Here is a 19,762-nt window from a genome sequence, read left to right as displayed (position 1 = left end):
NCGCACCGAGGCCGAGGCCCTGGGCGTCCCCCTGGAGAAGCCCGAGGTTCAGGCCGACGGTTCCGTTCTGGTCACCCACGGCTCCCAGGTGATCGCGTTCTCCCGGGACGACCGGATCCGCGCGCTGTACCTGGCGGGCACGGGCGTCCAGGCCTACATCGACGACCTGCCCAAGCTGACCGCCGAGCGGTCCGGACCAGAAGCCCGGTAATGAACACGATCGCCTACCGCCTCACCACGCCGACGCAGCCGGCGAGCCGGGGCATCTCCACCGTCCTGCGCCTGGCCCTCGGCGTCGTCTGGCTCGTCGCCGGCCTGCTGAAGGTCAACGATCCGGACGGCATGCTGCGCTCGGTGCGGGCATTCCGCATCCTGCCCGAGGCGCTGGTGCAGCCGGTGGCCTATGGCGTGCCGTTCCTGGAGATCGCCCTCGGCGTGCTGCTCATCGTGGGACTCGCGGTGCGGGTGACCGCGCTGCTGTCGGCGCTGATGTTCGCCGCCTACATCACGGCCATCGTCTCGGCNGCGGCCCGCGGCCTGCGCATCGACTGCGGCTGCTTCTCCTCCGGTGGCGACCTGACGGCCGACGCCCCCACGCACTACACCTCCGAGCTGGTCCGCGACAGCCTGCTGCTCGCCGCGGCCGCGCTGCTCGCCTGGNGGCCCGGTGGTTATCTCGCCGTGGACCGCATCCTCGACAAGCCGGTCAACGACCGTTCCAGGAGTGACACAGATGGCCTCGAATTCTAAGACCCGCGGCAAAGGCGGGAACGGCCGCAACACCCCGACCTCGACCAAACCCGCGGCCCGTCCCGGCTCCGGTTCCGGCGGCGGCTCCGCCCCCCGCGGCGGCTCCGGCCCTGGCGGCGGCGTCCGTGGCGGCACCGGGGCGAACTCCGCGGCAGGGTCGAACTCCGCGGCAGGGGCCGGCGGCGGGACGGGCCCGGCCCGGCGGGGCAAGGCGAGCGCCGAGGACCGGCGGGCGAAGGCCGCCGCCGCCCGCGCCGCGGCGGCGGCCCAGGAGCGGCGGCGCCGCAACCTGATCGTCGCTGGGGTGGTCGTCGTGGCGCTCATCGTCGCCGGCGTGATCGGCTTCGTCGTGCAGAACTCGCGGGAGGAGTCGAAGCCGGTCGTGCTGCCGGCCGCGGCCACCGGGAGCCACAACGGCATCATCGTCGGCCAGGCGTCCGCCCCCGTGACGGTGGACATGTACGAGGACTTCCAGTGCCCCGCCTGCGAGGCGCTGGAGACGCAGACCGGCCCGACGATCCGCACCCTGCTCGACCAGGGCAAGATCAAGATCGATTATCACGTGATGTCGTTCCTCGGTCCCGAGTCGAAGCGGGCGGCGAACGCGGCGGCCGCTGCGGCGAACGAGGGCAAGTTCCGCCAGCTTCACGACGTCCTCTACGCCAACCAGCCGAAGGAGCACACCGGCGGGTTCACCAAGGACACGCTGCTCACGCTCGGCGCCAAGGCCGGCCTGACCTCGCAGGCCTACAAGGACGCCGTCGACAAGGGCACCTACGACGGCTACGTCGCCAAGGTCGACGGCGACGCGTCGAAGGCCGGCGTCACGGCGACGCCGACCGTCCTCGTCGGCGGCAAGCAGCTCTCCGGCACCCAGCTCACCCCCGACGGCTTCCGCGCCGCCGTCACCGCCGCGAGCTGACCCCGACGCCCCCACCAGGGCGTCCGGCCAGGGCAACCGACCAGACAACCGACCAGCCCGCGCCGCCCCGGCCGTCTCCTCCCCTCGGACGAGACGGCCGGCCGCGGCTGCGTGGCCCACCCCCCGGCCACGGCGGACGGGGGTGGTTTGCCGTTCCGCGCAGGCCACGACTACTTTTCGGGCCATGACTGAGACCGCCAGCGCCGCCCGTCTCGCCCCCGGCGACCCCGCTCCCGAGTTCACGCTGCCCGACGCCGACGGCAACGAGGTGTCGCTGTCGTCGTTCCGGGGCCGTCGCGTCGTCGTCTACTTCTACCCGGCCGCGTCGACGCCGGGCTGCACGAAGCAGGCGTGCGACTTCCGGGACAGCCTCGCCCAGCTCAACGACGCCGGCATCGACGTCCTCGGGATCTCCCCCGACAAGCCGGCGAAGCTGGTGAAGTTCCGCGACAACGAGTCGCTGACGTTCCCGCTGCTGTCCGACCCGGAACNCAGCGTCCTGGCCGCNTACGGCGCGTTCGGCGAGAAGACGATGTACGGCAAGAAGACCGTCGGCGTGATCCGCTCGACGTTCGTCATCGGCGCCGACGGAAAGGTCGAGGTGGCCCAGTACAACGTCCGCGCGACCGGCCACGTCGCCAAGCTCCTGCGCGACCTCAACCTCGCCGCCGCCTGACCGCCCGCGCCGCACCCGGCCGCCCGGACCAGCTCACCGGCCGACCAGACTAGCTCGCCGGCCGCAGATCCCAGCGCAGTAGCACGTTCTGCGGCCGGCGCGGGTCGACCAGCACCGGGATGCGCCGCGGCCGGCCGGACGAGGCGATCGCCGCGCGGCTGAGATCCATGTCCGCGTCGGGCAGCACCGCGCTGCGCACCACCGAATACGGCGCACCCCCCGGCCGATCGACGAGCAGGTGCACCTCGGCGACGGCCCGCCCGTTCACCCGCACGCCGGTGTCACACACCGTGTCGACGGTCGCGGTCGTCGCCTGCCCGGAGTGGATCAGCGTCAGCGCCCGGTTGCGTTCGAGCAGGGCACGCTGGGCGGCGTGCCGGGGCCCGGACCGCCCCAGTCGGGACACGGTCCGCGCGGCCCCGTCGGCCGCCGCCGCGTCCCCCGCCGTCGGATGCCCACCAGGAGAAGCGTCGGCAGCGGCGAGATGCCGGCGGGCGGCTCGAGCTTCGTCGCCCCGGTCGGCGGCACCCGCGCGCACACCGCCCGAGCCGCTCTCCCCCTCGGCGACCGAGGTACCAGCGGTAGCGNCCGNCACATCGTCCGAGCCGGACCCGTCACCAGCGACGGACCCGTCACCAGCGACGTCGACGACCACATCGGCCATGGATGTGGGCGGAGTATCTGTGGGGCCGGTGCCGGACGAGCCGGTGCCGGACGAACCGGTGGTAGCGGGAACGGCGGTGTCGGTGGACGCGGCGGTGCCCGGGGCCTCCGTCGTGGTCATCTGTTGTCGTCTCCCAGTCGTCCTCGCGCGGACCGGCGCACGCATCAGCCTGCCGCCGGGCGGCCGCCCGTGCGGGTCGGGCTGGCGACAGCGAAGCCGCCGCGCCTGTCGGCAAGGCGACCGTCGGACGAACGAAGGTGGCCGACGACGCGAACCCTGTTGACGGCCCGGTATGTGTCCGGCTCCCCTCTCCCCAAACCTCCCGAATCCCGACGAGACGCATCTGGACCGGCGTCGCAGCCCACGGTGACCGCCGATCGACGCTTCGGAGAACCGCCATGCCACCGTGGTGCCGGGCCTCGCTACCCTGGAAGCCACGCGGGAGTGGCGGAATGGCAGACGCAGCAGGTTTAGGTCCTGCCGCCCNAGGGCGTGGGGGTTCAAGTCCCCCCTCCCNCACCCCGTTCCCAGGAGCGCTACGCGCCAGGGATGAGGCCCGCGACGAGGAAGATGGCGGGGCGACGAAGTCCGCGCCGCTGCCCGGGAGAACCGGGGGGCCTACGCGCGCCGACGCCGTTCCGCGGCAGCTCGGGCACCTTCGAGATTGGCCTGGAACGTCGCGATGAAAGGATGCCCCCGGTCCAGGACCCGCTCCGCGTCGGCCAGGGTCCGCTCGAACAGGGCGATCGCCTGCTCCACCCGCCCCACCGCCTTATAGGCGTAGGCGAGGTTGTTCCGCGAGACCAGGGTGTCCGGATGATCGGGGCCGAGCCCGGTGGCATCGAGGGTCAGGCCGCGNTGGAGGTAGTCGAGGGCGACGTCCGGACGGCCGTGATGCTCCAGGTACAGGCCGGTGCGGTCACACAGCCACGAGACCTCGCGGGCCGTAGGGTCGTCCCAGCGGCTGTCGTCACCGTCGAGCACCGTCCGGACATGGGGCAGCAGCTCCCGCCACCGCGGCCAGCCCGCCGGATCTCGCACGTCGGCGGGCAGGGTTGCGGCGAGCAGCCGTACCACCACGGCGGTGGTCGCCGTCCGCTCCGGCACGGCCATCGCCGCCTGGGTCGCGGCGGCGACCAGCCGGTGCACCGTCAGCGCCGGCCCGTCGCGGCGGGCCAGGCTGTAGCCGACCAGTGCCCCGACCGTGTCCGCCCACTGCACCGGATCCCCGGCCGCCTGGCGCACCGGCCCGTCCGGCAGCGCGTCCACAGCGCTGGTGAACAGGTCCAACGGAACCGGATCGGGTCCGCAGACCGCGCACAGCTCCAGAAGCACGGCGGCNTCCGGCCGTTCCGCCCGTAGGCGGCTGGTCGACAGCTCCCACAGGTTCGCCACCGTCACCCCGGGCCGGTCCGCCACCCGCCCCCGGCCCACCATGTCCCCGAGCCGACGGGCCAGCAGATTTGCATATTCCCCGGCGGGCATTCCGGTCTGACGCAGGTAGCCGGCCGCCTGTTCCAGCGCCAGCGGCAGGTAGCCCAGCAGCTCCGCGATCCGCCCCGCCACCGCCGCGTCCAGCGACCCGACCCGCCCGGTCAGCAGACTCACCGCCTCGTCCGGGCTGAACTCCCCGACCTCCACCCCACCGCCGGCGACCCCGACCAACCGGGACGTGACCAGCAGCCGCCCCCACGGATCAGCCGGCCGCAACGGCCCCACCACCGCCACACCCGCGCCATCCACACCTGCGCCATCCAGGTCCTCGACGTTGTCGAGAACGAGCAGCCATCGAAGCCGCCGACGACGCAGCTCCCCGGCCACCGCCGGCCACTGCGCCCCGTCGGCCAGCCCCAGCTCCACCCCCAGCGCGGCCACCTGGCCGGCGATCAGCTCCGGGTCCTGCGCACTCACCCACCACACCACATCGAACGAACCCATCTGCCGGTAGGNGAACTCCACCGCCAACGCGCTCTTGCCCACGCCACCCGAGCCGTGCACCGCGCACACCGCCGCCGAACCCCGCGCCGCCAACTCCTTCGCCACCGCAGCAAGCTGCTGTTCCCGGCCGACGAACCGGCCCAACCGCGGCGGCACATTCCACACCTCCGGCAGCTCCGCCGGGAACGTCGGCGCCGCCTCCGCCGACCCACCAGCGGAACCGGCGGAACGGGCGGGACCATCGGAACGGGCGGGAGCGGCGGAACGGGCGGGACCGGCCGGACTGCCCTGGGCCGGCAGGCCGGCGGGGAAATCAGGTTCCACCGTCGGCTTGCGCCGCCCGAGCCGGACCATCTCCAGCAGCCGGATCCGGGCCTCCTCCCGCGACACTCCGAACAGGTCCACCGACACCACCTGGCGCAGCAGACCGGGCCGGTCGCAGTCCTCCGCCCGCACGACCAGCAGCCGCTGCTCCGTACCGACGGGGTCAGCAGCCCACGCCGCCTGCCACTCCTCGGTCGCGAACGCCGACTCCAGATAGGCCGCCGACAACACCGCCACCGTCCGCCGGTCATCGCTCAACGCCCGCTGCATCTCACCGACGAAATGCGATCCCGGGCCGAAGTCCCACGCCTGGATCAGCGCCTCATGACCGGCAGCCTCCAACGTCCACGCCACCCACTCCGCCCACCGAACATCCNCCCCCGTATACGAGACGAAGAACCGCTGACTCNCCTCGCCCGCNCCCCCGCCGGTCACCCAACCAGCATCCCACTCCTGCGCAGCGTCAAGACCAATCACCAGAGACCACAACCCGACACCCGACCCGGCGTCTCGAGGTGCACGCGCCAGCCGACATCGACTCAGGGCGAGACTGCGATGGTCCTGATTGCGGCGTTGACGGCCGACGGCGCGTCCGAACGGCGAGGTCGTCGGTGGCGTACGGATCGACGGTGCCGTAGTCGTGACGCCCGCGGGACCGCTGTCAGCAGGTCCGCCGGCGACGGTCCGTACAGGGGCCGGCCGAGGTCGCGGCCGGTCGCCGGGTCGAGCAGAAACCAGTGGCTCGACTCGGTCGACGGATCGGTCGAGACGTGGCGGGCAATGTCAGTGCCGGTATCGAGGGTGAGCTGATAATGCGGGTGATGGGCCACCGGTATGACGTCCTGGATGTCGTAGCACACGAATTCGAGACGACGGACCGGGCACGGGAGCACCGTATGGTCGAGTTCCTCGATGAGCCGGTCCCACGCTCCCCATTCGAGGGGGCNGGCGATACGGACCCGGCGAGTTGCCGCTATCCGGTTGGCCTGCCCGCCGCCGGCCGGGGGCGCGCGGCCAGGACACCGGGCGGTTCGGGCGGAGCAGACACGCGTTGAGCACGCACATATGGGCCACATCAGACAAGTTTGCCGACTGTGCTGGGCGGAAATGGTGGGCAGCCACCGACCGAACGGGCACGCCCGCAACCACTGCGGCGTTCCGCCCTGCAGCGACGCCTTCGCGGAAGGCCGATGAGGACACCACAGCGGGAAGAACTACCGTTTTTCACGATGTCACCGAATCCGGCGATTTCGCCCGCGGGTTGATTGCCGACGATGGCGAACCCCGACCCCGCACCGCCTGACGGTCTATCGCCCGGCTACGCTGCCGGGCGTGCCCACCTTTGAGCTAACAGAGCGATTCTGGGACGACTGGCACCGCCTTACGCCTGCTCAGCAAGAGCGATTCCTTCGCGCCCGAGACCTTTTCGCCTCGAATCTCATCGCGGGCCGCGGCTTCCAGAACAGCCTACGCGTGAAGGGCGTCCAAGGCTCTTCTGGCGTCTATGAAATGACGTGGGCGGATGATGGTCGGGCGACCTTTTCCTATGGCAGGTCCAACCAGCGGGGTGCGCCACACATCATCTGGCGCCGCGTAGGCACACACGAGATCTTCGGCTGCCCGTAGTTGCGCACCATGCGGTAACCGCCAGGTCCGCGAAGTGCGGACCTGGCGGCACCTTGCTTGCGGGCGGCGCCTTACGTGCGGGCGGCGCCTCATTGCCTCGACGCAGGACGACCGAGGCGACAGGGTCAGGACAGGGGACGGTTCAGGCGGAGGAGGAGAATCTTGCTCTTGACGCCGGAGTCGACGAGCTGGCCATTGGCGTCGAAGGTGCCGAGGCCGAAGTCGTTGTCGTTGGCGACGGCGATGGTGCGGGGGCCGAGGACGGNGACGCCCTCGATCTTGTCGGGCAGGCCGGGGACGNCCTCGAGATCGACGGCGAGGCGCTTGGGCAGGACTGTGACGCCGGCCGTGGCCGGGTCGGCGAGGGACTCCAGCGACGGCGAGGTCGCGGCGCTGTCCCACGCGGTGCCAAGGATGTTCGTGGCCTTGCGCAGGTCGACGGTGTAGAGGCGGGCGACGGGGTCGGTGCGCTCGTCGACGAGCAGGGTGTGCTCGTCGACCGCCGCGAGCGAGGAGATCTTCATCTCGGCGGGGTCACCGTCGGCGCTCGGGTCGAAGGTCCTGACGTCCTCAAGGCGGTAGACGAACTCACCGGTCACCTTGTTGGTGGCGGTGTCGAAGCGGAAGATCCGGGTGCTGCGGGACGCCTCGCCGGTGTCCTTGTCCGGCACCAGCAGCGGGCTCTGCACGGCCAGGTAGAGCGTCCGGCCGTCGGGCGCCAGCGCGATGCCCTCGAAACCGCGGTTGATCTTACGGTTGGTGAGGATCGCGGGCAGCGACGGGATGACGGGGTAGTCCGTCCCGGTCAGCTTCAGGCNGGCGGGGACGTGCCGGGCCAGCACCTTTCCGCGGGCGCTGATCCGCAGCAGGGACGGGCTGTACTCATCCACCAGCCAGAACTCGCCGCCGCGCGTGCGGACGAGGCCCTCCGTGTCCAGCCCGTTCGGGTTGAACGGGAGCTTCGTCTGGGCGTCCCAGGTGTACGGGGTCTCGTCGTAACCGTCGATGTTCGACAGACCGGTGACGGGTGCTCCGTGCGCGGTGGTGATCGGCAGGGATTCCAGGACCTTGAGGGCCGATCCGTCGACACGGACCTTGAGGATGGCCGGGTCGAAACCGGGGACCGGGAAGGTTCGCCGGTTCTTGCCGGCCACCTTGATCTGGCCGTTCGGACCGCGGTCGGTGACGGTCCAGAACTCGTTCGGCCGACCGGCCGGGTACAGATCACTGCCGATGCCGCCGAGGTTGACGCCGCGGTCGGTGTCCACCGAGCCGGGGATCAGCCCGTTGGAGAACTCGGCCAGTCCGGTGTCCGGCAGCGTCCCCGTCGCCACCACCGTCGGCACGGTCGACCCGGCGCTCGCCGGCGCGGCCGACGCGATCCCCTGCCCCGCGACGAGGCCGAGCGGCACCGTCAGTGCCAGACCCGCGACCGCCCATCCACGAAGTCGTCTCGACGCCACGACACNCCCCCCTGATNCCCGCATCGGAATCTCCCGCCGTTTCCCCAGGTGCCGACCGTCGACACGGCCGACAACGGACGTTAGGGCCCATCGATGGACAGCTGATGAACCGCGGCCGTCCGGCGACCCTCCGCACTACGACCAACAGACGGAAACGCCCTTGTCACGCGCCGCGCAGGCGCGCGCCCGGAGCAGACCGGGCGGGCGGCGAGAGCCGGACGGGCAGGGCCTGCCAGCCGTGGACGATGAAGGAGGGGGCCTGCGGCAGGTCACCTGCCGGTGCGGCGAGGGCGAGGCCGGGGAAGCGGGCGAACAGGGCGGGCAGGGCGTACCCGGCCTCCAGCCGTGCCAGCGGGGCGCCCAGGCACCGGTGGACGCCGATCCCGAACGCAAGATGGTCGGCCGCGTCCCGGCCGGGCTCGAACCGGTCGGCCCCGGGGCCGTGGTGACCGGGGTCGTGGCCGGCGGCGAGGATGCCCGCGACGATCGCCGCCCCCGCGGGGATGGTCACCGCGCCGGTGTCGATGTCCGCCACGGCGAAGCGCAGCGGGATGTTGGCGATGCTGGGCGCCCAGCGCAGCGTCTCCTCGACGATCTGATCCCAGGTGATCTCCNCGGCGCGCAGCCGGCGGAGCTGGCGATCGTGGGTCAGCAGCGCGTGCACGGCATTGCCGAGCAGGTGCCGGGTGGTCTCGTGACCTGCGCTGATGAGCAGGAGCAGGGTATCGAGCAGCTCCCGATACGCCAGTCGGTCGCCGGTGACCGCGTCCCGCNCCCCGATGAGTTCGGTGGTCAGGTCGTCACCGGGGTCGCGCAGCTTCCCCTCGACGAGGGTCGCCAGGACCGACCGGGTGCGGGCGAGGTTCGCGGCGGCCTGCTCCGAGCTCACCGTCGTGTTCATGATCTGCTCGACGACGTGGGCGAAGTCCGGGCGCATCCGATCCGGGATGCCGAACAGTCCGCCGATCACCGCCAGCGGCAGCGGCTGCGCGAAGGCGCCCACCAGGTCGACGACCGACCCGGCGGTCTCGGCGGCCAGGTCGTCGAGCAGCCGCTCGGTGACCGCCGCTACGGCGGGGCGCAGCAGCTCGGTGCGCCGGGCGCTGAAACTCGGCGCGACCAGCCGGCGCAGCCGGGCATGATCGACGCCGTAGGTGCTGAGCATGTTCACCACGCCCACCCACTGCAGGACCCAGCCCCATTCGGGCCGGCGGCACGCCTCGTCCCACTGGGCCCAGTGGCGGCGTGGGTCCTTGCTGACTCGCGGATCGAGCAGCAGCGCGCGCAGCAGCGCGTGCTGGTTGACGGCGTACGCGGGAATGCCGCCGGGCAGGGTCACCTCGGCGACCGGCCCGCGGGCACGCAGGGCGGCGGCCTCCGCGACGAGGCTCGGCCCCGCGGCGGCGACGGACAGCGGCTGGACGTGAACCATGCCGATCCCCCGCATCTCCTCGGATGCGCGCGACCGGCCGGGACGGCGCCCCGCGGGCGGCGCGCAACGATGTCCGCGATCCCCGACCACGAGGTGATGCCCGCCGTCAGCGGTCAGCGCACCTGGCCGAGCCGGACCAGGGTGGTCGTCCCCGGCAGCACCGGCGCGTGGCAGTGCCCGCACACCATCTCGGGATGCAGCTCGGCGCCGCAGTCGTGCTCCCACCTGGTCGGCCCCGGGCCGTCGGTGACGTAGCGGTCGCCCCACTCCATCAGCCCGAGCAGGATCGGCCGCAGCGCGCGGCCGGCCTCGGTGGGGACGTACTCGTAGCGCGGCGGGCGTTCCTGGTACTGCACCTTGGCCAGCACCCCGCGCTCGACGAGGGTGCGCAGCCGCGCCGCGAGGATGTCCCGACTCGCCCCCGTGTTACGGGCGATCTGGTCGAAACGGCGCTCACCGAGCAGCACCTCGCGCAGCGCGAGCAGGCTCCACCGCTCACCGACGACCCCGAGCGCGTTCGCGATCGAACAGTCCCGCCCGGCACCGGTCATGGTGACCATCCCCTCGACCGCACGTTCCGCCAGCCCAACCCGGCCCCGCCGCCCGGATCTCCCGGGCAGCCACCAGAAGGTGCCAGTTGGGTAATCCAACCTATCAGGACGACGGGCCGAACCGACAACGGCGCCCCGCGCCTCGCGGTAGACAGGACCCGGGAGCCACGCCACGGGGAGGAGCCTGCCTTGACCACAGCGGGAGAGGACCGACGGCCCGTGCGGCGCCGGCGGGGCGGCACGACGACGCTGACGTGCCTCGGGCCATCGCCGGACCCGCCGTTCGAGCAGGTGACGAGCGCGTCGGTGGTGGCGGTCACCGACGACGGCCGGCTGGTCGTCGCCGAGCTGACCCGCGGGCTGGACATACCCGGCGGGCACGTCCAGCGCGGCGAGTCGTCGATCGACGAGACCGTGCGGCGGGAGGCCTGGGAGGAGGTCCGGGCCCGGCTCGGCGTCCTGCATCCGGTCGAGGTGATCGAGTCCGACTACTTCGGCGCCGACGACCGGACCTACATGGTGATCCGCACCGCCCGGGTCACCGAGCTCGCCCCCTGGGAGTCCACCCACGAGTCCGCCGGCCGGGTGCTGATCGAACCCGAGGAGTTCCTGCGCCGCTACCGCGGCGGGGACCCGGCGCTCATGCGCCACCTCGTGACCGCCGCCCTCGCCGCCATTCCCGCCATTCCCGCACTCCGACCAGGACCGACCGAGGTCTCCTCGGTGCGTCAAGGTCCGGACGGCCCCTTGCGGTGACGACACAGGGCTGTCGAGGTCGGGCCGCGGCGAAGTGACCCGAGTCTCGCGATAGGCACTACAGTGATCTCTAGCGAGTCACACACCGTCACCTACGAAGCGGTGATGGTGAGGACCTCGCTGCCGACAACTGCGTCGCGGAGGTGGAGCCATGTTCGGTTTGACGGTGCGCTTCGAGGTTCGCCCGGACACTGCGGACGCGTTCGACGCCCTCGTGGCGCAGACGGTGCCCCTCATCGCGGAACGGGAGCCCGGCACGCTGATCTACACGACGCACCGCGTCGCCGGCGACCCGAACGCCCGCCTGTTCTACGAGCTCTACCGGGACCGCGACGCCTTCGAGGAGCACGAGAACCAGCCGCACGTGCACCACTTCGTCGCCGGCCGCCAGGCGCTGCTCACCGGTCCGCCGCGCATCGAGTTCATCNCCTTCACCGCCGGCACCGGGGTTCCCNTCGCGACCGACGCCTGACAGCCCGGCAACCCCGGCCGGTCCTGCACACCGGTGACGGGCCAGACTGCGGTATGTCACCGACAGGGGCGTCGACGTGCCGCAGTCAGGAGTGTGCCGGATGAGGATCGGATTCATCGGTCTGGGCGGGATGGGCACGGCGATGGCCCGCAACCTGGTCGCCGCGGGCCACACCGTGCTGGTCTGGAACCGCTCCCCCGGGCCCGTCGCCGAGCTGGCCGCAGCCGGCGCCGTCTCCGCGAGCATCGAGGAGGCGTTCGCGACCGGGACCGTGCTGAGCATGCTGGCCGACGACCGGGCCGTGACGGAACGCCTGCTCGACCCCGCGGCGCTGGCCGCGGCGCCCGCCGGTGCCCTGCACGTGAACATGGCAACGATCAGCACCGCCCTGGCGGAACGGGCCGCGCGTGAGTACGCCGAGCGGGGCCTGCGCTACCTCGCCGCGCCGGTGTTCGGCCGGACGGAGGCCGCGGCGGCGGGCAACCTCACCATCGTCACCGCCGGTGAGCCGGCGGCGATCGCCGAGGTGCAGCCGCTGTTCGACGTCCTCGGCCGGCGCACCTGGACGGTCGGCGAGGTGCCGGCGCACGCCAACCTGGTGAAGATCCTCGGCAACTATCTGGTCGCCTGCTCCATCGAGGCGATGGCTGAGGCGACGACCGTGATCGAGGCTGGCGGCCTGGACCCGGCTCTGTTCATCGAGGTACTGACCGACAACCTGTTCCCCGGCCCGGTCTTCGCCGGCTACGGCAGCATGATCGGGAAGAGAAGCTACGAGCCGGTCAACTTCCGGCTACCGCTCGGGTTCAAGGACGTCGGCCTCGCGCTGTCCGCCGGCCAGGAGCGCAACGTCCCCCTGCCCTTCGGTGGCGTGCTGCGCGACGCGTTCATCGAGGCGCTCGCGCACGGCCAGGGGGAGCAGGACTGGGCAGCGGTCGCCGAGACCGCCCGCCGCCGCGCCGGGCTCGCCTAACGCGGCGGCGGGCGGCTGGGCGCCTCGGGCAGCCGGGGCAGCCGGGGCAGCCGGGGCAGCCGGGGCAGCCGGGGCAGCCGGGGCAGCCGGGGCAGCCGGGGCAGCCGGGGCAGCCGGGGCAGCCGGTGATTGTGCGGGGCCCGGCGAAAGCCGTCTCAGGATGCGGTGTCGCAGCTCGCCGGGTCGCAGGCTGAACGGCGACGAGTCCACCCGGTCGGCCCGACGAAGGCCGGGTGCGCGCTCGCACCCGCCGTCCCGGCCGACTTCGCCGGTGGCCGCCGGCGGGCGCGCCGCCCGGTGCGTGCCGCCCGCCGACGCCAGCCACCGGTGGGCGGCCCCGAGCCGTCCGCGGCCCGCCCGGCCCGCCCGGGCGTTGGGCGCAGAGCAGGATTGACGATGAGCGCAGCTCCGTCCCGACGTCCCGCCCCGGCCTCATGACCAGGGCCGTCACTTTCGCGGTCCTGCTGGTGACCCTGTTCGCGGCACACCAGCTCGCCGATCATGTACTGGGCCAGACCGACGCCCAGGCCCGGTTGAAGACGACGCCGGGCCCGGCCGGCTGGGCGGCGCTGGGACGCCACCTGGCCGCGTATCACGTGGTCGTCGTGGTGATGGTGACGGTGACGGCGGTCGGGCTCGACCTGCGGCTGTCCGCGTTCGGGGCCGTCGCCGGGTTGGTGATCTCGGTGTTCACCCACGCGCTGTGGGACCGCCGGGTCGCCGTGCACTGGCTGCTGACCAGGACGGGTGGCGGCGACTTCGCCGAGCTCGCCGACAACGGGATGAACGGCATGTACCTGGCCGACCAGTCTCTGCACGCGGCATCGCTGTGGCTGGCCGCGCTGGTCGCCGTGCTGCTGTGAGTCGGGTGCCCGCCGGCCTGGGCGGGGTCGCTCCTAGCAGGCCGTCGCTGTGCCGCCCGGTCCGTCCGACGAGCCCGACGACATGCTCCCCGACCCGCTCGACCCGCTCGACCCGCCGGCGGACCCCTCCGACCAGCTCGACCCGCCGTCGGCGCCGCCCGACCTGCTCCAGGAGACGCTGTCGGCGCCGCCGGGCACGGACCAGCGATCGTCGTCGGCACCGTCGCGACCGGCGTAGTCCCAGCACGACGACCATTCGTCGGCGCTGGGTTCGGCGGTGAGGTCACCGCTCGGCCAGTCGAACCCGACGTGGGCGAAACCGAACGACGAGCCGCCGGCGGAGTCGGAGCGCGCGGGCACCGACCCCTCGGCGGCCCCGGACGCCGAGGCGAACGCCGAGCCGACAACCTGCGGGATCACGAGCCAGGCAGTGATGTTGACCCCCACGACGACGAGGATGATGACAAGCGGGACCAGGTAGCTGTACGCGGGTGGGAGCACGAGCGCCAGGGTGACCAGCCCTCCCACCAGGAGGGCGACGCCCGCGGCGACCGCAGCGAGGAACCGTGCCATAGGCATGTTCCTATCGCCCTCGACGGGGCTACGACCTCGATCGACGCCAACCCGACAAGCCGGTAGGGCGGTTTGACGGTGATCATCCCGCTTGCTCCGTCCGTCCTCGGGTCGGCGGCCGCGACGCAACGGTGAGCTGACGGCACCCACCCGTGTCGCCGGCACGCGGTGACGCCCCGGCATCCCCCGCTGGCGTTCGATGACCTGCCCGGCCCACAGCGGCGGCAATCACGGCATCTCGTCATCGTAGGGGCACAGGGGGACATCAGAGAACGGCTCACGGCCTGAAACGCGGACGGATCACGCCCAACCGGCGCGACGCCGCGGGCCAGCCGGCGACCCCACCGCACGGCCGGGCGGGGGCGCTGCGGCGCCGATGCCCGCGCGGCACGGGCACTGGCCCGACGGTGCCGGTCGGGGCATCACCATGGATACCCCGACCGGACGCCGCCGAGCTCGAGGATGCGACTGGGACATCGCGGTTCGGGGACGGATGGGAACGACCCGGACGCCTCAGCCGCGTCCTCAACCTACCTGGTCGATAGCTATTAGTCACTGATCGATTACAGGCAGTTCTAGCGTACACCCCGTTTGAGGTCCCTGTACCCGTATGCCGCTGCCAGGCGGGTACCTTTCGTCGCGGGAGGACGAGCGGGCCGCACCGGATCGATCCCGACCCGATCGGCCGGACATTGCGCATTCCCCTGGGGCCAGGGGGCCGCCGGGGGATGTCGACCCCGCCACACATCGTCCGGCCCCGGCACACCGGGACCGGAGCATGGGTAGCAACGACGTATGACACACGGCGAGGCAACCCGAAGCGCCGGACAGATCGGCACGATGTGCGACTTGCGCATGCTGTCCCGTATTGGACAAAGGTTTCGTGATGACAGCCACAGGGTGAGCATCGGGTTTCCGGCTTAGTCTGATCGCTNATGAGCGGCGCGCCGGTCGGGGTGTTCGACAGCGGAGTAGGCGGTCTCACAGTGGCGCGCGCCATTCTGGACCAGCTTCCGCATGAGCCGTTGGTCTATCTCGGCGACACCGGACGGGCACCCTACGGACCACGCCCCATCGCCGAGGTACGCCGCTACGCCCTCGAGTGTCTTGATCGTCTGGTCGACGAGGGGGTGAAGCTGCTCGTGATCGCCTGTAACACGGCCAGCGCGGCGTGCCTGCGCGACGCGCGGGAACGCTACAGCGTCCCGGTCGTTGAAGTGATCATGCCGGCGACCAGGCGCGCGGTGGCGGCCACCCGCAGCGGTCGGGTCGGCGTCATCGGCACGGTGGCCACGATCGGCAGCCGCGCCTACGACGACGCGTTCACCGCCGCCGCGGGCGTCGACCTGACCGGCGTCGCCTGCCCCGCGTTCGTGGACTTCGTCGAGCGGGGTATCACCTCGGGGCGGCAGCTACTCGGACTGACCGAGGCATATCTCGCACCGTTGCAGGAAGCCGACGTCGACACGGTGATACTCGGATGCACCCATTACCCGCTGCTGACCGGGGTGATCGGCCTCGTGATGGGAGAGGGCGTGACGCTGGTGAGCAGTGCCGAGGAGACAGCGAAGGACACCTACCGGGTGCTCGCGCGGGACGGGCTGTTCCGCGACCCCGACCTACCACCACCCAGCCACCGCTTCCTGACCACGGGTGACCCCGCGCTGTTCACCCGCGTGGGGCGCAGGTTCCTCGGGCCCGAACTCGTCCAGGTCTCGGCCGTGGCCTCCGGGGAGCCGTCCCTCCCGGCTCCGTCCGCGCCGCCCGCCACCAGGACCTCGACCGCAGCCGTCTGGACCGCCCGACCCGCGGCGGATCAGGATTCCTCCCAGCAGAGCCCGGTGGTGCCACGGTGAAACTGACCATTCTCGGCTGTTCCGGCACGTACCCGGGGCCGGCCTCCGCCTGCTCGTCGTACCTGGTGGAGTCGGACGGGTTCCGGCTCGTCCTCGACGCGGGCAACGGGTCGATGGGTGAACTGCAGCGGCACTGCGACCTGCGCGACATCGACGCGGTCCTGCTCAGTCACCTGCACGGCGATCACTGCCTGGACCTGGTGGCGAACTCCTACGCGCGGCGCTACCACCCCGAGGGCATGCCGCCCAAGCTCCCCGTCTACGGCCCGATCAACACCCAGGAACGGCTGTGCGGGGCATTCGAGAAGTGGCCGGAAGACAGCCTCGCCGACATCTACGACTTCCGCACCATCGGCGCCGGCTGCCTGCACGTCGGGCCGTTCCGGATCGACCTCACCCGGGTGGCGCACCCGGTCGAGGCGTACGGCGTCCGGGTCACGGCGGAGGATCGGGTGCTCACCTACTCGGGCGACACCGGCGCCTGTGACCGGCTCGTCCGGCTCGCCCGCGACAGCGACCTGTTCCTGTGCGAGGCGTCGTTCCTCGACGACGAGGACAATCCGCCCGACCTGCACCTGACCGGCCGGGAGGCTGGCGAGCACGCGCAGAAGGCCGGCGTGGGGCGGCTGGTGCTGACCCATCTCGTCCCCTGGGGAAACGCCGCCCGTTCGGAGGAGGAGGCGGTCGGGGCGTTCGACGGGAACCTGACCATCGCCACGCCCGGGGCCACCTTCGAGATCTGACCCGCGTCGCCGATCGGACCGCGTCGCCGATCGGACCGCGTCGCCCGATCGGACCAGGCCAGGCCGGGTCCAGTCAGACGGGGCCGGGTGGCCGGTCCGGGGCGGGCCGATAGTGTCGCGGGCGTGACACGAGTCGATGGCAGGAAACCGGACGAACTCCGGCAGGTGACGATCCTGCGGGGCTGGCAGGAGCACGCCGAGGGGTCGGCGCTGATCAGTGCCGGCAGGACCAGGGTGCTGTGCGCCGCCTCGGTGACCACCGGCGTCCCGCGCTGGCGCAAGGGCAGCGGCCTGGGCTGGGTGACAGCCGAGTACTCGATGCTGCCGCGGGCCACCAACACCCGCAACGACCGCGAGTCGGTGCGTGGCCGGATCGGGGGGCGCACTCACGAAATCTCCCGGTTGATCGGGCGCAGCCTGCGGGCCTGCATCGACCTGGCCGCCCTTGGCGAGAACACCATCGCCATCGACTGCGACGTGCTGCTCGCCGATGGCGGCACCCGCACCGCCGCGATCACCGGCGCCTACGTCGCGCTGGTCGACGCCGCCCGCTGGCTCGGCCGGCCTGCGGCGATCACGACGAGCGTGGCCGCGGTGAGCGTCGGGGTCGTGCGGGGCGAGCCGATGCTCGACCTCGCCTACACCGAGGACTCCACCGCCGACACCGACATGAACGTGGTGTGCACCGGAGCGGACGGATTCGTCGAGGTGCAGGGCACCGCCGAAGGCGCCCCGTTCGACCGGGCGATGCTCGACAGCCTGCTCGACCTCGCCGTGTTCGGCTGCGCCCAGCTCACGGAGATCCAGGCCGAGGCGCTGCGCGGTCCAGCACCGGCGGGTCCCGCCCGACCGGAGGGGGCCCGGTGACCGCGAAGCCGACTACCGGATCGACTACCGGCTCGACCATCGGCACGGACGTCGCCGCGGCGGGGGCGCCGGCCGGCTCGTCGAAGCCGGTGCGGGTGGTGCTCGCCAGCCGCAACGAGGCGAAGCTGACCGAGCTACGCCGCATCCTGGCGGCCAGCGGTCTGGCGGTGGAGCTGGTGGCTCTCCCCGACGGCGACGAGGTGGCCGAGACCGGGACCACCTTCGCCGAAAACGCCCTGATCAAGGCGCGGGCGGCGGCCGAGCAGACCGGGCTGCCCGCCGTCGCCGACGATTCCGGGCTCGCGGTCGACGAGCTGTCCGGCATGCCCGGCGTGCGCTCGGCCCGCTGGTCCGGACGGCGGGACGGCACCCGCATCGAACGCGACGAGGCGAACAACGCCCTGCTACTGGCCCAGCTCGACGACGTGCCGCCCGCGCGACGCGGCGCGGCCTTCGTCTGCGCGGCGGCCCTGGTCACCCCCGCCGGCGTGGAGCGGGTGACGCACGGGGAGCTGCGGGGGATCCTGCTGACCGAGCCCCGCGGCCAGGGCGGCTTCGGCTACGACCCGCTGTTCCTCGCCGACGGCCAGACCCGGACCAACGCCGAGCTGACCGCGGCCGAGAAGGACGCGATCAGCCACCGCGGTCTGGCCTTCCGCGACCTGGCCACCCTCCTCGGCGAAGTCCTGGCCTCCTGAGCGGGCGGATTCCCGTCGCCCTGGGCGAGGGGTCCCCGTAGATCGCCGAAGGCCCCCACCGGCTCCCCCAGGAAGATCGCCGAAGGCGATCTGACAAAAACCCCGAACGGCGCCCTGGGCGAGGGGTCCCCGTAGATCGCCGAAGGCGATCTACGGGGCTACGCCCATAGTTGACCTTCCAGCGCCGCCTCGGCCTCCTCGAGGGTGCCGGCGTAGGCGCCGGTGGACAGGTACTTCCAGCCGCCGTCGCAGACGATGAGGGCGATGTCGGCCCGTCGACCTTCCCGGACCGCCCGCTCGGCCTGGGCCAGCGCGGCGTGCAGGATGGCTCCGGTGGAGATCCCGGCGAAGATGCCCTCCTCCTGGACGAGCTCGCGGGTACGGCGCAGAGCCTCGCGTGGACCGACGGAGTAGCGCGAGGTAAGCACCGACGGGTCGTACAGCTCGGGCACGAAGCCCTCGTCGATGTTGCGCAGGCCGTACACCAGCTCCCCGTAGCGGGGCTCGGCGGCGACGATCGTGATGTCGGGCACCCGCTCCTTGAGGTAGCGGCCGGTGCCCATCAGGGTGCCGGTCGTCCCGAGGCCGGCGACGAAATGGGTGATGGCGGGCAGGTCCTCGAGGATCTCCGGGCCGGTCGTCTCGTAGTGCGCCTGGGCGTTCGCCGGGTTGCCGTACTGGTAGAGCATGACCCAGTCGGGGTTCTCGGCGGCGAGCCGCTTCGCGACGGCGACTGCCTCGTTGGAGCCGCCGGCGGCGGGCGAGTACCGGATCTCGGCGCCCCACATCTGCAGGAGCTGGCGGCGCTCCACCGAGGTGTTCTCCGGCATGACGCAGACGAGCCGGTAACCCCGCTGGCGGCAGACCATGGCCAGCGAGATACCGGTGTTGCCGGAGGTCGGTTCCAGGACGGTCGCGCCGGGGGTGAGCAGGCCGCGCTTCTCGCCGTCGGCGATCATCCACAGCGCCGCCCGGTCCTTGATCGAACCGGTCGGATTGTCCTGCTCCAGCTTCGCCCACAGCCGGACCTCCGGCGACGGGGACAGTCGCGGAAGCCCGACCAGCGGGGTCCGGCCGACCGAGTCGGCCAGGGAGTCGAATCGCATGAGTCGGACCTGCCGCTCGGCTTAGTGCTGACCGGCGCAGGCGCCGGGCGAGCTGTCGACGGAGCCACCGGCGACCGCGGGCAGGATGGTGACCTCGTCGCCGTCGTTGAGCTTGGCGTCGAGCCCGCCGAGGAACCGCACGTCCTCGTCGTTGACGTAGATGTTGACGAACCGGTGCAGCTCGGTCCCGTCGTCACCGGTCACCAGGCGGCCGCGCAGCCCGGAGTGCCGGGAGTCGAGATCGAGGAAGAGCGCGGCGACGGTGTCGCCCGTGCCCTCGACCAGCTTCGAACCTCCCGTGTAGCTGCGCAGGATCGTCGGCACACGGACCTGGACTGCCATGGTGCTCCTTTCGCGGGTGCCAGCGGTCGGGCTCGACCGAGGCGCCGCCCGGATGGGCGGGGTGTTGTGCGGGCGGGGGTCTGCGGGGTGTCAGGACTGCTGGCCGGGATGCGCCGGGGCGGGGCCTTCGCCACTCGCAGGCCCAGGATGCCCCGACGACGGCACGG

Annotated in this window: 13 protein-coding genes, 1 tRNA gene and 16 pseudogenes; 15 read left to right on the top strand and 15 right to left on the bottom strand. The window is 72.1% G+C overall.

Annotated elements, in window-relative coordinates:
- Window position 1 precedes the first annotated feature (1 nt).
- The 6 genes and pseudogenes from FF86_RS39195 to FF86_RS39165 form a co-directional block, all read left to right on the top strand.
- Window positions 2-211 (top strand): annotated as a pseudogene (locus tag FF86_RS39195) (SCO family protein); the annotation flags it as partial.
- Window positions 211-524, top strand: a pseudogene (locus FF86_RS39190) (DoxX family protein); the annotation flags it as partial. The pseudogenes FF86_RS39195 and FF86_RS39190, both read left to right, overlap by 1 nt.
- Window position 525: 1 nt before the next feature.
- Window positions 526-660, top strand: a pseudogene (locus tag FF86_RS39185) (DoxX family protein); the annotation flags it as partial.
- Window positions 661-733: 73 nt separating this feature from the next.
- Window positions 734-1,672 carry a thioredoxin domain-containing protein gene (locus FF86_RS03045; RefSeq protein WP_044884365.1) on the top strand — a complete coding sequence of 313 codons (939 nt, stop codon included), beginning with the start codon at window positions 734-736 and terminating at the stop codon, window positions 1,670-1,672.
- Between the two features lie 184 nt (window positions 1,673-1,856).
- Window positions 1,857-2,163 (top strand): annotated as a pseudogene (locus FF86_RS39175) (peroxiredoxin); the annotation flags it as partial.
- 17 nt (window positions 2,164-2,180) lie between these two features.
- A pseudogene (locus FF86_RS39165) lies at window positions 2,181-2,348 on the top strand (peroxiredoxin); the annotation flags it as partial.
- A gap of 592 nt (window positions 2,349-2,940) precedes the next feature.
- Here FF86_RS39165 and FF86_RS35245 read toward each other — a convergent pair.
- A pseudogene (locus tag FF86_RS35245) lies at window positions 2,941-3,132 on the bottom strand (hypothetical protein); the annotation flags it as partial.
- A 318-nt stretch (window positions 3,133-3,450) separates the two neighbouring features.
- Here FF86_RS35245 and FF86_RS03030 point away from each other — a divergent pair.
- Window positions 3,451-3,531: transfer RNA gene (locus FF86_RS03030), tRNA-Leu, on the top strand.
- A 99-nt stretch (window positions 3,532-3,630) separates the two neighbouring features.
- On the opposite strand, the pseudogene FF86_RS64850 reads toward FF86_RS03030, so the two are convergent.
- The 11 genes and pseudogenes from FF86_RS64850 to FF86_RS03005 form a co-directional block, all read right to left on the bottom strand.
- Window positions 3,631-3,870 (bottom strand): annotated as a pseudogene (locus FF86_RS64850) (tetratricopeptide repeat protein); the annotation flags it as partial.
- 1 nt (window position 3,871) lies between these two features.
- A pseudogene (locus FF86_RS64845) lies at window positions 3,872-4,125 on the bottom strand (hypothetical protein); the annotation flags it as partial.
- Between the two features lie 229 nt (window positions 4,126-4,354).
- Window positions 4,355-4,961, bottom strand: a pseudogene (locus FF86_RS39160) (toll/interleukin-1 receptor domain-containing protein); the annotation flags it as partial.
- 1 nt (window position 4,962) lies between these two features.
- Window positions 4,963-5,650: pseudogene (locus FF86_RS39155) on the bottom strand (TIR domain-containing protein); the annotation flags it as partial.
- A 1,375-nt stretch (window positions 5,651-7,025) separates the two neighbouring features.
- Window positions 7,026-7,165: pseudogene (locus FF86_RS61780) on the bottom strand (esterase-like activity of phytase family protein); the annotation flags it as partial.
- Window positions 7,166-7,201: 36 nt separating this feature from the next.
- Window positions 7,202-7,717: pseudogene (locus FF86_RS39145) on the bottom strand (esterase-like activity of phytase family protein); the annotation flags it as partial.
- A 1-nt stretch (window position 7,718) separates the two neighbouring features.
- Window positions 7,719-8,363: esterase-like activity of phytase family protein (locus FF86_RS39140; RefSeq protein WP_396229748.1), on the bottom strand; the 645-nt coding region annotated here is incomplete at its 3' end.
- A gap of 163 nt (window positions 8,364-8,526) precedes the next feature.
- Window positions 8,527-8,977 (bottom strand): annotated as a pseudogene (locus FF86_RS39135) (cytochrome P450); the annotation flags it as partial.
- A gap of 1 nt (window position 8,978) precedes the next feature.
- Window positions 8,979-9,136, bottom strand: a pseudogene (locus tag FF86_RS39130) (cytochrome P450); the annotation flags it as partial.
- A 1-nt stretch (window position 9,137) separates the two neighbouring features.
- A pseudogene (locus FF86_RS64840) lies at window positions 9,138-9,300 on the bottom strand (cytochrome P450); the annotation flags it as partial.
- Window positions 9,301-9,908: 608 nt separating this feature from the next.
- On the bottom strand, window positions 9,909-10,355 hold the full coding sequence (locus tag FF86_RS03005; protein ID WP_199865348.1) for a helix-turn-helix domain-containing protein: 447 nt from the start codon (window positions 10,353-10,355) through the stop codon (window positions 9,909-9,911).
- A gap of 180 nt (window positions 10,356-10,535) precedes the next feature.
- On the opposite strand from FF86_RS03005, the gene FF86_RS03000 reads away from it, so the two are divergent.
- The 4 genes and pseudogenes from FF86_RS03000 (at window position 10,536) to FF86_RS02985 (ending at window position 13,410) form a co-directional block, all read left to right on the top strand.
- Window positions 10,536-11,102 (top strand): NUDIX hydrolase, encoded by a 567-nt coding sequence (locus FF86_RS03000; RefSeq protein WP_242418077.1) that lies wholly within the window; start codon window positions 10,536-10,538, stop codon window positions 11,100-11,102.
- A gap of 151 nt (window positions 11,103-11,253) precedes the next feature.
- Window positions 11,254-11,529 (top strand): annotated as a pseudogene (locus FF86_RS02995) (putative quinol monooxygenase); the annotation flags it as partial.
- 145 nt (window positions 11,530-11,674) lie between these two features.
- Window positions 11,675-12,547, top strand: a complete 873-nt coding sequence (locus FF86_RS02990; protein WP_044884370.1) for an NAD(P)-dependent oxidoreductase — start codon at window positions 11,675-11,677, stop codon at window positions 12,545-12,547.
- Between the two features lie 434 nt (window positions 12,548-12,981).
- Entirely contained in the window at window positions 12,982-13,410 is a 429-nt protein-coding gene (locus FF86_RS02985; RefSeq protein WP_044884371.1) for a DUF3307 domain-containing protein, read from the top strand.
- 33 nt (window positions 13,411-13,443) lie between these two features.
- On the opposite strand, the gene FF86_RS02980 is transcribed toward FF86_RS02985, so the two are convergent.
- Window positions 13,444-13,983 (bottom strand): hypothetical protein, encoded by a 540-nt coding sequence (locus tag FF86_RS02980; RefSeq protein WP_044884372.1) that lies wholly within the window; start codon window positions 13,981-13,983, stop codon window positions 13,444-13,446.
- Between the two features lie 935 nt (window positions 13,984-14,918).
- Between FF86_RS02980 and murI the strand changes: the two genes are divergently transcribed.
- From murI to rdgB, 4 genes are all read left to right on the top strand, one after another.
- The coding region (gene murI, locus FF86_RS02975) for a glutamate racemase (protein ID WP_044884373.1) at window positions 14,919-15,839 on the top strand (921 nt) is incomplete at its 5' end.
- Window positions 15,836-16,582: an MBL fold metallo-hydrolase gene (locus FF86_RS02970; RefSeq protein WP_044884374.1), complete on the top strand. Its 747-nt coding sequence runs from the start codon at window positions 15,836-15,838 to the stop codon at window positions 16,580-16,582. The genes murI and FF86_RS02970, both read left to right, overlap by 4 nt.
- A 123-nt stretch (window positions 16,583-16,705) precedes the next feature.
- Entirely contained in the window at window positions 16,706-17,449 is a 744-nt protein-coding gene (rph, locus tag FF86_RS02965; protein ID WP_055864182.1) for a ribonuclease PH, read from the top strand.
- Between the two features lie 89 nt (window positions 17,450-17,538).
- Window positions 17,539-18,147, top strand: a complete 609-nt coding sequence (gene rdgB / locus FF86_RS02960) for an RdgB/HAM1 family non-canonical purine NTP pyrophosphatase (RefSeq protein WP_044884430.1) — start codon at window positions 17,539-17,541, stop codon at window positions 18,145-18,147.
- 158 nt (window positions 18,148-18,305) lie between these two features.
- On the opposite strand, the gene FF86_RS02955 is transcribed toward rdgB, so the two are convergent.
- Both FF86_RS02955 and FF86_RS02950 read right to left on the bottom strand, forming a co-directional pair.
- Entirely contained in the window at window positions 18,306-19,253 is a 948-nt protein-coding gene (locus tag FF86_RS02955) for a PLP-dependent cysteine synthase family protein (protein ID WP_044884376.1), read from the bottom strand.
- Between the two features lie 21 nt (window positions 19,254-19,274).
- A complete protein-coding gene (locus FF86_RS02950) occupies window positions 19,275-19,595 on the bottom strand; it encodes a MoaD/ThiS family protein (protein ID WP_044884377.1) in 321 nt (106 codons plus the stop codon).
- Window positions 19,596-19,762 lie beyond the last annotated feature (167 nt).

Source organism: Frankia sp. CpI1-P (genome assembly GCF_001421075.1).
GTDB lineage: Bacteria > Actinomycetota > Actinomycetes > Frankiales > Frankiaceae > Frankia > Frankia torreyi.
Note: the sequence above shows the minus strand (reverse complement) of the source record. Positions and strands in the feature narration are given on the sequence as shown.